Here is a 13,382-nt window from a genome sequence, read left to right as displayed (position 1 = left end):
TCCAATGTCGTGTTCTGATATCGTTATGCAAAGTATGCATAAGCGCACCTAATACATTCAGGAGACCTGCGATGGAGATCAACTGGCTGCACGACTTCATCGCGGTGGCGACCACGCGCAGCTTCTCGCGCGCCGCGGAGCAGCGGAATTGCTCGCAGCCTGCGCTGAGCCGCAGGATCCAGGCGCTGGAAGTGTGGACCGGGGCGCCGCTGCTGGACCGCACGACGCACAGCGTCAATCTCACACCGGCCGGCGAAGGCTTTCGCGAGACGGCCGAGGACGTTCTGCGCCGGCTTGCGGCCGGCCGGCTCGATGCCCAGGAACGGGCTCGCGGCGCCTCCGACGTGCTGAAGTTCGCCTCGACCAACGCGCTGTCCCTGACCTTCTTTCCCGATTGGCTGCGCGGGATCGAGACCAAGCTGGCGTTCGTTCCGAACGTGCAGCTGGTCGCCAACCACATGGAGGCCTGTGAGCGGATATTGCTCGCGGGCGATGCGCACTTCCTGCTCTGTCATTACCACCCGGCAGCGACCACGGCGCTGGCGCCGTCGCATTTCCGCTCGCTGCATGTCGGGGACGACAGGCTGATTCCGGCATCGGTGCCGGTTTCAAGTCGAAGCCGCAAGCCCCGCTTCAAGCTCCCGGGAACGCAAGCCGCGCCGGTCCCGTTCCTGAGCTTCCGTCCTGAATCTGGCATGGGACGAATTCTCGAAGCCGTGCGCGCGACGTCGCCGTTGGACGCGCATCTGCGCACAACCTTTACCTCTCATCTCGCAAAGCTGCTGGTGACGATGGTCCAGGCCGGCCGCGGCATGGCCTGGCTGCCGGAGAGCCTGATCAGCGATCAGCTCGCCTCGGGCGAGATCGTCGCAGCAGGCGGGGCGGAATGGTTCGTGCCGATCGAGATCCACGTGTTCCGGCCGAAGCTTCGTCTGGCGCAGGCCGCGGAGGCGTTTTGGCAGCATATCGCGAGGAGCGGCCGTCAGATCTAAAGGAGCTGCGTCAAGAGACGGAAAACCGCTTCAAACTTTTCCGGATCATGCTCCAATGCACTCTCGTGTCTCGGACGCGCTGCTGCACTCTTTGCACTGCTGCGCAGAGCCGGGACCCAGCGTGCCACGAGTCTGGGCCCCGGCTCAGCGGCGCATCACTGTGGTGCTGCGCGGCGTCCGGGGCACGCGACCTCAACGGCAAGCGTTACGCTTACGCCGACTTCTTCTTCGGCTTCGGCTTGGTGGCCTTCGGCACCGGCTGCGGCTCGGGGTTGCCCTCGATCGAGGACAAGCGTCCGGCCGTGAATGTGTAGATGCCGGCGCGCGGACCGGTCGTCCAGGTCACGACGGCGACGCGGCGGCCGATGGCGTCGTTGGAGAGGTTGACGGACGAGGGCGCGCCGATGCCGCGCACCACGTCGCATTCGGTGTGGCCGAGCGCGACCGTGCCGCCCATCGGCGCCGGTGCCGTGGTCGATGCATTGGCATCGGCCGGCCCGGGCGGCGGTGCCATGCCGGGACAGGCGCCGTCGGCGCTGACGAGATCCTCGGCTCCCACCGGTTTGTCAGGCGTGAGTGGCGGCGACTCGATCGAGATATTCTTGATGAAGAGACGGCCGGGCTTCTGGAACCATTCTGCGTCCTTCGACAGCAGATCGCTCGCGCCCGAGCAGCCCGCGACCAGCGGCGCTACGGCAGCCAACGCAATCATGAGCGAGCCGGGAAGCTTTTGATGTCGCACGATAAACTCATTCCCCGCGTGAAGGACCAGCCCTAAACGATTGTCCCAACATCCCTTTGCGGCACGAAGGTGGCCGAAGCCAGCATCGTTCGAAAAGTGCAAATTATCATTAATTGCGAACGGCGCTAATTCCGCTTCTGCCACCGGCCCCGCTCGTCGGCCTGCCAATAGGTGACATCAAATCCCCGCGCCTTGCAATCCGTCCAGGCGCTACGCGCGAGCGCAAGCGCGTCCGGATCATCGCCGTTGAACAATAGCACCATGCGCTCGTAGCCCTCCGCGTCCTGCGGCAGCGCGGCGCTGTCGACCAGGAAGCGGACATTGGCGCCGTTCGGATTGTCCGCCTCGACCGCCAGCACGATCGGCTGGTCCGCGGCATCGTTCACGCGCCATGTCGCGTGCGGCAGGAACGAATCGTCGCGATAGGTCCACAAATGCGCGTCCAGCGCATCGGCGCGCTCCTCCGAGGTCGACTGCACCACGACGCGCCAGCCGCGCTCCAGCGATTTCTCGAGAAGCGGCGGCAACACGTTCTCTACCGTCATGTTTTGCAGATGGTAGAACAGCACTTCGGTCATTTGCGCTCGTAATGATCTGCCACCAGGCGATCCAGGAGACGGACGCCATAGCCGCTTCCCCAGCTCTGGTTGATGTCGGACTTTGGCGCACCCATGGCGGTGCCGGCGATATCGAGATGCGCCCAGGGCGTGCCGTCGACGAAGCGCTGGAGGAACTGCGCCGCGGTGATCGAGCCGCCGTGACGGCCGCCGGTGTTCTTCATGTCGGCGAACTGGGAATCGATCAGCTTGTCGTATTCGGGGCCAAGCGGCATGCGCCAGACCTTTTCCCCGCTCTCGATGCCGGCCGCGATCAGCCGGTCGGCGAGCTCGTCATTGTTGGAGAACATTCCGGCATGCTCGGTGCCGAGCGCGACCATGATGGCGCCGGTCAGCGTCGCCAGGTCCACCATGAATTTCGGCTTCACCTTCTTCGCCACGTACCAGAGCACGTCGGCGAGCACGAGGCGGCCCTCGGCGTCGGTGTTGATGATCTCGATGGTCTGGCCCGACATCGAGGTGACGATGTCGCCCGGCCGCTGCGCATTGCCGTCGGGCATGTTCTCGACGAGGCCGATGGCGCCGACCACATTGACTTTGGCTTTACGCGCCGCCAGCGCATGCATCAGGCCGACGACGCAGGCAGCTCCCCCCATATCGCCCTTCATGTCCTCCATGCTGCCGGCCGGCTTGATCGAAATACCGCCGGTGTCGAAGCAGACGCCCTTGCCGACGAAGGCGACGGGCGCCTCGCCTTTCTTGGCCCCGTCCCAGCGCATGATCACGGTGCGGCTCGGCCGCATCGAGCCCTGGCCGACGCCGAGCAGCGCGCCCATGCCGAGCTTCTGCATCGCCTTGACGTCGAGCACCTCGACCTTGACGCCGAGCTTGCGGAGTTGGCCGGCGCGGCGCGCGAATTCCTCGGGGAAAAGCACGTTCGGCGGCTCGTTGACGAGGTCGCGCGCGATGACAACGCCGTCGACGACGTGGCCGGCCGCGGCGAACGCCTTTTTCGCAGCGGTGACATCGCCGACCGCAAGCGAGACATCGGCACGCGACCCGCCCTCCTCGCCGTCCTTCTTCTTGGTCTTGTAGCGGTCGAACTTGTAGGCGCGCAGCCGCAGGCCCGCGGCGACCGCGACCGCCTGCTCGCTCGTCATGGCGCCATCGGGCAGCTCCGCCATCATGGTCATGGCGGCGGTCCCGGCCTGAAGCTTGCTCGCTGCCACGCCGCCGAATTTGAGGAAATCATTCGCCTTCAGGCTGGCCGCCTTGCCGGCGCCAATCACGATCAGGCGAGTGGCCTTCACCCCCTCCGGCGCCAGGATGTCCAGTGCGGCCCCGCTCTTGCCCTTGAAGGCGGCGGCGGAGGCCGCCCGCTTCACCAGGTCAGCGGCGCCGCCGAGCGCCTTGGCCGTCGCCGGGCCGAGCTTCAGACCGTCGTCGCAGAACACGACCAGGATGCCACGGGGCGCGGCAGACAACGGGACAAAGCCGACCTTGATGGCATCGGACATGGGTAACTTCTCCAAAACATGGGACTTTTCGCCGTCCGGCGATCCCGGCCGCGGGCCGGAGCTGAACTGCGATTCACTGAGGTTTTCGTACTATGGGCCAGCGGCCCGCCAGATGCCAAGCACCGCCGTGGCCGCCGGGCCACAACGCTCGAAATATTAACCATATATTGAGGGTGCCATGGGGCAGCCATTTTGTTGACGGATCAAAGGGATGGTAGAGAGAGTAAGCTGGCGGAACCGATGGCTGGCCGTCCCTTGGGGATCCCGTTGCGGGATTGGGGCGGGCAGCCGGCTTCCAGCCAGCATTGGGGTCTTGGTGGGATTCGTGCAGTAGCGCATGGGGTCGATCGATAGGTATATCTTCCGCACGACGCTGGCGTCGTTTGCGCTGGTCCTGGTCAGCCTCACCGGCGTGATCTGGATTACGCAGGCGTTGCGCGGCATCGACCTGATGACGAGCCAAGGCCAGACCATCCTCACCTTCCTCGGCATCACCAGCCTCGTCATCCCGGCCCTGGTCCTGATCATCTCGCCGATCGCGTTGATGATCGCGATCTCGCACACGCTGAACAAGCTGGCGACCGATTCCGAGATCATCGTGATGAATGCGGCGGGCTTCTCGCCATTCCGTCTGTTCTATCCGTTCTTCTATGCGACCTGCGTGGTGGCGCTGCTGGTCGCCTTCATCGCGGCCTATCTCGCCCCCGACGGCATGCGGCGGATCAAGCAGTGGGACGCCGAGATCACCGCCGACGTGCTCACCAACATCCTGCAGCCCGGCCGCTTCGCCCAGCTCGACAAGAACCTGACGATCCGGATCCGCGAGCGCCAGCCCGGCGGCATCCTCGCCGGCATCTTCATCGACGACCGCCGCGATCCGAACGAGCGCGTCTCGATCGTCGCCGAGCACGGCGAGGTCGTGAAGAACGACACCGGATCGTTCCTGGTGCTGGAGACGGGCAATCTCCAGCGCTTCGAGGCCGGCAAGCGCGATCCGGCGCTGGTGGCGTTCGGCCGTTACGGCTTCGACATGTCGAAATTCTCCGGCCAGGGCCGCGACGTCACCCTCGGTATCCGCGAACGCTATCTCTGGGAGCTGTTCTCGCCGTCCGAGGACGATCCCGTCTACAAGCAGATCCCCGGCCAGTTCCGCTCGGCCCTGCACGACAGCATCTTGGCGCCGATCTATCCGTTCGCCTTTGCCGTGCTGACCTTCGCGTTCCTGGGTGCGCCCCGCACCACCCGCCAGAGCCGCAATTTCTCGATCGGCTCCTCGATCCTCGCGGTGTTCGGCCTGCGCATGGCCGGCTTCGCCTGCTCGGTGATGGCGGTGAAATCGCCGGGCGCGGTACTGGTGCAATACGCGATGGTCATGGGCGCGATCGGCGTCGGGCTCTGGATGATCATCGGCGGCGTCGTGGTCGAGCCGCCCCCCGGCCTGATGGAGGCCATCAACAGATCGAACGCGCGGATCGCGCGGCTGTTCGGACGGCCGGCTACCGCATGAGCATGCTCACCAACACACTCGGGCGCTATTTCGCCGGCCGCTTCGTGGTCGCCGCGCTCGGCGTGTTCGCCAGCATCTTCCTGCTGCTGGTGCTGGTCGACTACATCGAGATGGTGCGCAAGACCTCCGGCCTCGCATCCGCCTCGGCGATCATGGTGGCCGAGACCTCGCTATTCCGGGTGCCGCAGTTGCTGGAGAAGCTGACGCCGTTCTGCATGCTGATCGGCGCCATGACCTGCTATCTCGCGCTCTCCCGCCGGCTCGAGCTCGTGGTCGCGCGCGCAGCCGGCATCTCGGCCTGGCAGTTCATCTCGCCGGCGCTCGGCAGCGCCCTGCTGATCGGAGTGATCGCCACCGTCGCCTACAATCCGATGTCGGCCAATTTGCGCGAACTCTCCAAGCGCATGGAGGCGGAGCTGTTCGGCTCGGCGCCCGGCGGCGGCATCCAGGATGCGTCCGGCTTCTGGCTCAATCAGGTGACCAACGACGGCCAGACCATCATCAATGCCGCGCGCAGCGAGCAGCAGGGCATCCGGCTCACCGGCCTCACGCTGTTCCGGTTTGACACAGAGCAGCACTTCAAGGAACGCATCGAGGCGCGCGAGGCGACGCTGGAGGCCGGCCATTGGCTGTTCAAGGACGTCCGACGCTTCTCGCTGGACTCCCCGCCGGTCGATCAGGCCCGCCTCGAGATTCCGACGACGCTGACCGAGGCGCAGGTCCGCAACAGCTTTTCCACACCCGAGACTGTGTCCTTTTGGCAACTACCGAGCTACATCCGCTCATCCGAAAGCTCGGGCTTCGCGACAGCAGGATACCGACTCCAGTATCAGAAGCTTCTGGCACAGCCGTTTTTGCTGGCGGCCATGGTGATGCTGGCGGCCTCCGTGTCGTTGCGCTTCTTCCGGATGGGCGGCGTGCAGAAGATGGTTTTGAGTGGCGTGGGCGCGGGCTTTCTGCTCTACGTCCTGTCGAAAGTAACTGAGGACTTGAGCAAGGCTGAGTTGATGCATCCGATCGCTGCGGCGTGGTTGCCCGTTGTGGTGGGCGGCCTCACCGGCTTTTTGGCCTTGCTCTATCAGGAGGACGGATAGTGACTGCCGTCCACCGAGGGCTCGTGTCTCGTTCGACGCGGCGCACATTGGTGCGCGCGAACGGGTGCGGCTGGTCCGTCCGCAGGCTTCTGCTCGCTGTCGCCGCTGTCGCCTCGCTCGGCGGGCTGATCGACGTTGCCGCAGTGGTGCCCGCCTCCGCCCAGTACACCTATAATCCGCTGCCGCCGCGTCCGAAGCCGCAGAGGGCTCCCAACGACAACCAGATGCTGGTGCAGGCGACCGAGGTCGACTACGACTACAACAACTCGCGCGTCTCCGCGGTCGGTAACGTCCAGCTGTTCTACAACGGCACCAGCGTCGAGGCCGACAGGGTCATCTACGACCAGAAGACCAAGCGGCTTCATGCCGAAGGCAACATCCGCATGACGGATGCCGACGGCAAGATCACCTATGCCGAGATCATGGATCTCTCCGACGATTACCGCGACGGTTTCGTCGATTCGCTGCGCGTGGATACCGCCGACCAGACCCGCATGGCCGCGAGCCGCGCCGACCGCTCCAGCGGCAATTACACGGTGTTCGAGAACGGCGTCTACACAGCCTGCGCGCCGTGTAAGGACGATCCGAAGAAGCCGCCGCTGTGGCAGGTCAAGGGTGCGCGCATCATCCACGACCAGCAGGAGAAGATGCTGTATTTCGAGACGGCACAGCTCGAATTCTTCGGCGTGCCGCTCGCCTACATGCCCTATTTCTCGACGCCCGACCCGACCGTGAAGCGCAAGTCCGGCTTCCTGATGCCGGGCTATTTCCCGGGCACGACGAACACCGGCTTTGGCGCCGAAATTCCCTATTATTGGGCGATCGCGCCCGACATGGACGCAACCATAACGCCCCGCTTCATGTCGCGGCAAGGCGTGATGCTGCAGGGCGAATTCCGGCAGCGCCTGATCGACGGCGCCTACCAGATCCGCGCTTATGGCATCGACCAGCTCGATCCGGGAGCGTTCGCCGGGCAGCCCGGTGACCGCCAATTCCGCGGCGCCGTCGACACCAAGGGTCAGTTCGCGCTGAACGACAAATGGGTCTGGGGTTGGGACGGCGTCCTGATGTCCGACTACTATTTCTTCTCGGACTACCGGCTCTATCAGTACCGCGATCCGCTCGGCTCGTTCCTGCTGCTGCCGACGGAAGCGCTGTCGCAGCTCTATCTGACCGGCGTCGGCAATCGCAGCTTCTTCGATGCGCGCACGATGTACTGGCTGAGCTATTCGGGCAACCAGAGCCAGGTGCCGATCGTCTATCCGGTGATCGACTACTCGAACGTGCTCAACTATCCCGTCTTCGGCGGCGAGTTCAGCTACAAGACCAATTTCGTGAACTTGTCGCGTGACGGGTCGGTGTTCGATCCGATCACGACGACCGCCAACACCAACAGCCTGTGCACGACGGCGTCGGCCGATCCGCTGGCCCGTCTGCCTTCGCAGTGCCTGCTGCGCGGCTTCCCCGGCACCTACACCCGCCTCACCGCGGAAGCGCAGTGGCGCAAGTCCTTCACCGATCCGTTCGGCCAGATCTGGACGCCGTTCGCCAGTCTGCGCGCCGACGCGATCAATTCCTCGGTCTCCAACCAGCCGGGCGTGTCGAACTTCCTGCCCGTCGGCGACACCCAGGCGTTCCGCCTGATGCCGACCGTTGGCCTGGAATACCGCTATCCCTTCATCAACATTCAGCCCTGGGGCTCGACCACCGTCGAGCCGATCGCGCAGATCATCATCCGGCCGAACGAGACCTATGCCGGCAAGCTCCCGAACGAGGACGCCCAGAGCATGGTGTTCGACGCCTCGAACCTGTTCAGCGTCGACAAGTTCTCCGGCTACGATCGCGTCGAGGGCGGTGGCCGCGCCAATGTCGGCGTGCAGTCCACCACGCAATTCGACAAGGGCGGCGCCGTCAAGGTGCTGTTCGGCCAGTCCTACCACCTGTTCGGCCTGAACTCCTTCGCGGTCCAGGACACCATCAATACCGGCCTCAATTCCGGTCTCGACAAGCCGCGTTCCGATTACGTCACGAGCGCGAGCTACTCACCCAACAGCACTTATACATTCAGCGTCCGCTCCCGCATGGACGAGCAGACCTGGAACGTCCAGCGTTTCGAGGCGGAAGGCCGCGCCAATTTCAATCGCTGGTCGGTCGCCGTGCTCTACGGCAATTACGCAGCGCAGCCGGAACTCGGCTATCTGACCCGCCGCGAGGGCATCCTGACGACAGGCTCGCTGAAGGTCGCCTCCAACTGGGTGGTGTCGGGCTCGGCCCGCTGGGATCTGGAGGCCAACAAGATCAACCAGTATGTGCTCGGCGCCGGTTATGTCGACGATTGCTTCGTGCTGGCGGCGAACTATGTAACTTCCTATAGCTATTCCGCGGGCAGTGCACCGCCCGTGCTGAGCCACGCGTTCATGTTCCAGATCGGCCTGCGCACGCTGGCGACCTCGTCGACGACCAGCGGTTCCTCGGGCCTCCAGTGAGCGGTTTGAAGTGCTGGCCGCGCTTGCCTCACCACAGGCTCGACGCAGCTGACATGCGAGCGATAACCATGACGATTCCGTTGCCGATCTTCCGCCTCCTTCTCGTCCTCGCCGCCCTGTTCCTGGTCGGTGTGCCGGCGCGGGCGCAGAACATCGTGGTCATGGTCAACGGCGATCCGATCACCGATTTCGACATCGAGCAGCGCTCGAAGCTCGACCAGCTCACGACGCAGAAGGCGCCGAGCCGCGAGCAGGTCATCAACGAGCTGATCGACGACAAGGTGAAGATGAAGGAAGGCAAGAAGTACGGGGTCGATCCCGGCGTCTCCGACATCAACCAATCCTATGAGGGCATGGCGCAGCGCATGCGCATCACGCCGGAGCAGCTCACCAAGTCGCTCGAATCCAAGGGCGTGCGCCCCGAGACGCTGAAGAGCCGCATGAAGTCCGAGATGGTCTGGACCAGCCTCGTACGCGGCCGCTACAAGGAGAAGCTGCTCGTCGGCGAGCGTGACGTCGCGCAGGCCGTGCAAGCGCAGAGCGGCGAGAAGCTCCAGATCGAGGGCACCGAATACAAGATGCAGCCGATCGTGCTGATCGTGCCGCGCGGCTCGTCCGCGGCGTTCCTGGAAACACGCAAGAAGGAAGCCGACAGCTATCGCGCGCGCGTCGGAAGCTGCGAGGAAGCCAACTCGCTGTTCCGCTCGACGCCGAACGCCACCATCCGCGACAGCATCACCAAGACCACCGCGGAACTACCCGAGGCGCTGCGCAAGGTGCTCGACGACACGCCGATCGGCCATCTGACCGCGCCCGAAGTAACCAAGGCCGGCATCGAGATGGTGGTGCTGTGCTCGCGCAAGCCGACCATGATCGACACGCCGAAGAAACGCGAGGTCCGCGAGAAGATGTATCAGGAGAAGTACGAGAAGACCCAGAAGGCCTATCTCGAAGAGCTCCGCAAGGCGGCGATGATCGAATATCGCAACCGCTGATGGCCGAGCCTTCCGCAGCGCGCCCGGCAAAACCCCTCGCCCTGACCCTGGGAGAGCCCGCCGGCATCGGCCCCGACATCACCATCGCTGCTTGGCTGAGGCGCCGTGAGCTGAACCTGCGCGCCTTTTACCTGCTCGGCGACGAGGCGCTGATCGCCCGGCGCGCCAAGGCGCTCGGCGCCGACATCAGGATCGCCGCGGTGAGCCCCGGCGAGGCCGAGGCCACCTTCACCGAGGCTCTGCCCGTGGTTGCCACCGGCGAGCATGCCACGGCCGAGCCCGGCAAGCCCGACGCATCGAGCGCGCCGGCGGCGCTCGCCTCGATCCGCCAGGCGGTCGCTGATGTCCGCGAGGGCCGCGCCGGCGCCGTCGTCACCAATCCGATCGCCAAGAGCGTGCTCTACCGCGCAGGCTTCCGTCATCCCGGCCACACCGAATACCTCGCCGAGCTCGCCGCGACGGACGGCCACGTCCCGCAGCCGGTGATGATGCTGTGGTCGCCGCAGCTCGCCGTGGTGCCGGTGACCATTCACGTCTCACTGCGCGAGGCGCTGGCCCAGCTCACGAGCGAGCTGGTCGTCTCGACCGTTCGCATCGTTGCGACCGAACTCAAATCCCGCTTCGGCATCACGGCGCCGCGCATCGCGGTCTCCGGCCTCAATCCGCACGCCGGCGAGGACGGCTCGCTCGGCCACGAGGAGCAGACCATCATCGCGCCGGCGCTGAAAGCGCTGCGCAACGACGGCATCGAGGCCAGGGGCCCGCTGCCTGCCGACACCATGTTCCACGAGGCTGCGCGACAGACCTATGACTGCGCGGTCTGCATGTATCACGACCAAGCGCTGATCCCGATCAAGACGGTCGCTTTCGACGACGCGGTCAACGTCACGCTCGGCCTGCCCTTCATCCGCACCTCGCCCGATCATGGCACCGCCTTCGACATCGCCGGCACCGGCAAGGCCAATCCGGCGAGCCTGATCGCGGCGCTTCGGCTCGCCAGCCGCATGGCGGCTGAAAACCTCTGATGAGCGCGATCGACGACCTCCCGCCGCTGCGCGAGGTCATCCGCCAGCATGCGCTGTCGGCCCGCAAATCACTTGGCCAAAACTTTCTGCTCGACCTCAATCTCACCGCGCGCATCGCGCGCGCCGCCGCGCCGCTCGAGGATGCCACCATCGTCGAGATCGGGCCCGGCCCGGGCGGGCTGACGCGCGCGTTGCTCGCGCTCGGCGCGAGGCGCGTCATCGCCATCGAGCATGACGATCGCGCGATCCCGGCGCTACGGGATATCGCCGCGCGTTATCCCGGCCGGCTGGAGATCGTGCATGGCGATGCCATGACCTTCGACCCGCGTCCGCTGCTCGATGGCGAAAGCGCAAAGATCGTCGCCAACCTGCCCTACAACATCGCGACCCAGCTCCTGATCAATTGGCTCACGATCGAGCCCTGGCCGCCCTGGTACGAGATGATGGTGCTGATGTTCCAGCGCGAGGTCGGCGAGCGCATCGTCGCGCGCGAGGACGAGGAGGCCTATGGCCGGCTCGGCGTGCTCGCCAACTGGCGCTGCGAGACCAAGATCCTGTTCGACATTTCGCCCTCCGCCTTCGTGCCGCCGCCGAAGGTCACCTCCTCCGTGGTGCGGCTGAAGCCGCGCGCAGAACCTCTGGCCTGCGATCGCAGGCTGCTCGAGCAGGTCGCAGCCGCAGCTTTCGGCCAGCGCCGCAAGATGCTGCGGCAAAGCCTGAAATCGCTGGGCGTCGATCCCGCACGGCTCGCGCAAGCTGCCGGCGTCGATGCGACCCGTCGCGCGGAGACCATTCCGATTGCGGGCTTTGTTGCCATGGCCTGTGAATTGGCCAATATACGAAGCGAGGAAGCATGATCCGGACCCGGAGGGCCGCGCTAGTGCAAAGTGTGAAGCGGTTTTCCGAAACAGATCATGCTCAAACAATGAGATAATTTCGGAGGAAAGAATATGGCGCTGATGCGCAGGCAGTCCCTGGTCAAGTTCGACGCGCCCTTGTGCGAGACCATCGTCGACACGCCCAAGCCGCAAGGCCGTGAGGTGCTGGTGCGCATCGAGCGCTGCGGCCTCTGCCATTCCGACCTGCACATCCAGGACGGCTACGCCGATCTCGGCGGCGGCAAGAAGCTCGACACCACGCGCGGCATGACGCTGCCCTTCACGCTCGGCCACGAGATCGCGGGCGTGGTCGACGAAGTCGGCCCCGACGTTGCGGCCAGCCTCGTCGGCGCCAAGAAGGCCGTGTTTCCATGGATCGGCTGCGGCCAGTGCCGCGACTGCGCCAATGGCGACGAGAATCTCTGCGTCAAGCAGCGCTTCCTCGGCGTCTCCATCGACGGCGGCTTTGCCACCCATGTGCTGGTGCCCGACGCCAAATATCTGCTCGATTACGATCCCCTGCCCGTCAATCAGGCCGCGACCTTGATGTGCTCCGGCGTGACCGCCTACGGCGCGCTCAAGCGTCTGGTCGACCGTCCGCGCCAGCGCAACCTCCTGCTGATCGGGCTCGGCGGCGTCGGCATGATGGGCCTGTCGTTCGCCCAGGCGATGTTCAAGCAGCCGATTACGGTCGCCGACCTCTCACCGGCCGCGCGCGAGACCGCGCTGAAGAACGGCGCCGCGACCGCCTACGATCCGGCCGAGCCTGACGTGATCAAGCGCATCCTCAAGGAGACCGAGGGCGGCTTCGACGAGATCGTCGATTTCGCCGGCAACGAGAAGTCGATGGCGTTTGCCGTCGCGGTCGCCGCACGCGGCGGCAAGATCGTGGTCTCCGGCCTGATGGGCGGCCAGTTCACGCTGCCGATGGTGCAATGGGTCTACAAGCGCATGACCATCGAGGGCTTCATGGTCGGCACGCTCGCGGAAGCCCAGGAGCTGATGGCGCTGGCACGCGCCGGCAAGATCAAGCCAACGCCGATGCGCGAGGAGCCGATGGGCGACGTCCAGAAATGGATCGATGAGTTGCGCGCCGGCAAGGTGGTCGGTCGCATCGTGCTCAAGAACTGAGATGCGCTGAAACCCGCGAATCAAGCGCCGGCGTAACCAACGCCGTCGCCGCCGCGTCCGTGGCGCGATCAACGGCCGGGGTTCCGCTGACACGTATTGGTCCGGGATACGACCCGGCGTGCGGAACGGGCGCGGCTGCACGGCGTTGGCAGCGCATGACCATTCGCTGCACCGTCGAGAACGCATTCTTCATTGCCTGGAGCTTCCTGGAGAAGAGCGGCGAGCTCGGTCCGCCGGATGAGTCCGCAAACGTCATCCTCGATGCCATCGAAGCGCAGCTCAAGACCGGCGAGCGCCGGCCGTTGATGCTCGCCAACAGGGCGATCGCCCGCTACCGCGAGTACGCCGCGCGTAGCTGCTCGCCGGACGAACGCGAAGCACGGCTTGGATAGACGCACGGCTTGGACAATGGTCTTCGCTCGGCAGCTGCGGCGCCGATCGCCGTCGCAGATGTGTTC

General features: G+C 65.2%; 12 protein-coding genes. 9 read left to right on the top strand and 3 right to left on the bottom strand.

Annotated elements, in window-relative coordinates; all coding sequences use genetic code 11:
- The first annotated feature begins 71 nt into the window (after nt 1-71).
- Nucleotides 72-992: a LysR family transcriptional regulator gene (locus LRP30_RS18045; RefSeq protein WP_128934249.1), complete on the top strand. Its 921-nt coding sequence runs from the start codon at nt 72-74 to the stop codon at nt 990-992.
- A 211-nt stretch (nt 993-1,203) separates the two neighbouring features.
- Here LRP30_RS18045 and LRP30_RS18040 read toward each other — a convergent pair whose 3' ends face one another.
- The 3 genes from LRP30_RS18040 to LRP30_RS18030 all read right to left on the bottom strand — a co-directional run bounded on the left by LRP30_RS18040 (nt 1,204) and on the right by LRP30_RS18030 (nt 3,808).
- Nucleotides 1,204-1,695, bottom strand: coding sequence for a hypothetical protein (locus tag LRP30_RS18040; RefSeq protein ID WP_164935075.1), 492 nt, complete (start codon nt 1,693-1,695; stop codon nt 1,204-1,206).
- Nucleotides 1,696-1,859: 164 nt separating this feature from the next.
- Complete coding sequence (locus LRP30_RS18035) at nt 1,860-2,312, bottom strand: DNA polymerase III subunit chi (protein WP_128941870.1); 453 nt, start codon at nt 2,310-2,312, stop codon at nt 1,860-1,862.
- Nucleotides 2,309-3,808 carry a leucyl aminopeptidase gene (locus LRP30_RS18030; protein ID WP_249761232.1) on the bottom strand — a complete coding sequence of 500 codons (1,500 nt, stop codon included), beginning with the start codon at nt 3,806-3,808 and terminating at the stop codon, nt 2,309-2,311. Before LRP30_RS18030 ends, LRP30_RS18035 begins: the two co-directional genes overlap by 4 nt.
- Nucleotides 3,809-4,145: 337 nt before the next feature.
- On the opposite strand from LRP30_RS18030, the gene lptF reads away from it, so the two are divergent.
- The 8 genes from lptF (at nt 4,146) to LRP30_RS17990 (ending at nt 13,316) form a co-directional block, all read left to right on the top strand.
- On the top strand, nt 4,146-5,315 hold the full coding sequence (lptF, locus tag LRP30_RS18025; RefSeq protein WP_128934253.1) for an LPS export ABC transporter permease LptF: 1,170 nt from the start codon (nt 4,146-4,148) through the stop codon (nt 5,313-5,315).
- On the top strand, nt 5,312-6,409 hold the full coding sequence (gene lptG, locus LRP30_RS18020; protein ID WP_128934254.1) for an LPS export ABC transporter permease LptG: 1,098 nt from the start codon (nt 5,312-5,314) through the stop codon (nt 6,407-6,409). The genes lptF and lptG overlap by 4 nt, the downstream gene beginning before the upstream one ends.
- Nucleotides 6,409-8,895: an LPS-assembly protein LptD gene (locus LRP30_RS18015; RefSeq protein WP_164935060.1), complete on the top strand. Its 2,487-nt coding sequence runs from the start codon at nt 6,409-6,411 to the stop codon at nt 8,893-8,895. Before lptG ends, LRP30_RS18015 begins: the two co-directional genes overlap by 1 nt.
- Before the next feature lie 68 nt (nt 8,896-8,963).
- Nucleotides 8,964-9,890: a SurA N-terminal domain-containing protein gene (locus tag LRP30_RS18010; protein ID WP_164935059.1), complete on the top strand. Its 927-nt coding sequence runs from the start codon at nt 8,964-8,966 to the stop codon at nt 9,888-9,890.
- Entirely contained in the window at nt 9,890-10,915 is a 1,026-nt protein-coding gene (gene pdxA / locus LRP30_RS18005) for a 4-hydroxythreonine-4-phosphate dehydrogenase PdxA (protein ID WP_249761231.1), read from the top strand. The genes LRP30_RS18010 and pdxA overlap by 1 nt, the downstream gene beginning before the upstream one ends.
- Nucleotides 10,915-11,772 carry a 16S rRNA (adenine(1518)-N(6)/adenine(1519)-N(6))-dimethyltransferase RsmA gene (rsmA, locus tag LRP30_RS18000; RefSeq protein ID WP_249761230.1) on the top strand — a complete coding sequence of 286 codons (858 nt, stop codon included), beginning with the start codon at nt 10,915-10,917 and terminating at the stop codon, nt 11,770-11,772. The genes pdxA and rsmA overlap by 1 nt, the downstream gene beginning before the upstream one ends.
- A 93-nt stretch (nt 11,773-11,865) precedes the next feature.
- A complete protein-coding gene (locus tag LRP30_RS17995) occupies nt 11,866-12,924 on the top strand; it encodes an alcohol dehydrogenase (RefSeq protein ID WP_249761229.1) in 1,059 nt (352 codons plus the stop codon).
- 155 nt (nt 12,925-13,079) lie between these two features.
- A complete protein-coding gene (locus LRP30_RS17990; protein ID WP_128941863.1) occupies nt 13,080-13,316 on the top strand; it encodes a hypothetical protein in 237 nt (78 codons plus the stop codon).
- Nucleotides 13,317-13,382 lie beyond the last annotated feature (66 nt).

This window comes from Bradyrhizobium sp. C-145 (assembly GCF_023375135.1).
In the GTDB taxonomy this organism is placed as follows: domain Bacteria; phylum Pseudomonadota; class Alphaproteobacteria; order Rhizobiales; family Xanthobacteraceae; genus Bradyrhizobium; species Bradyrhizobium zhanjiangense.
The sequence above is the reverse complement of the archived record's forward strand: the minus strand, read 5'-3'. Positions and strand labels throughout refer to the sequence as shown.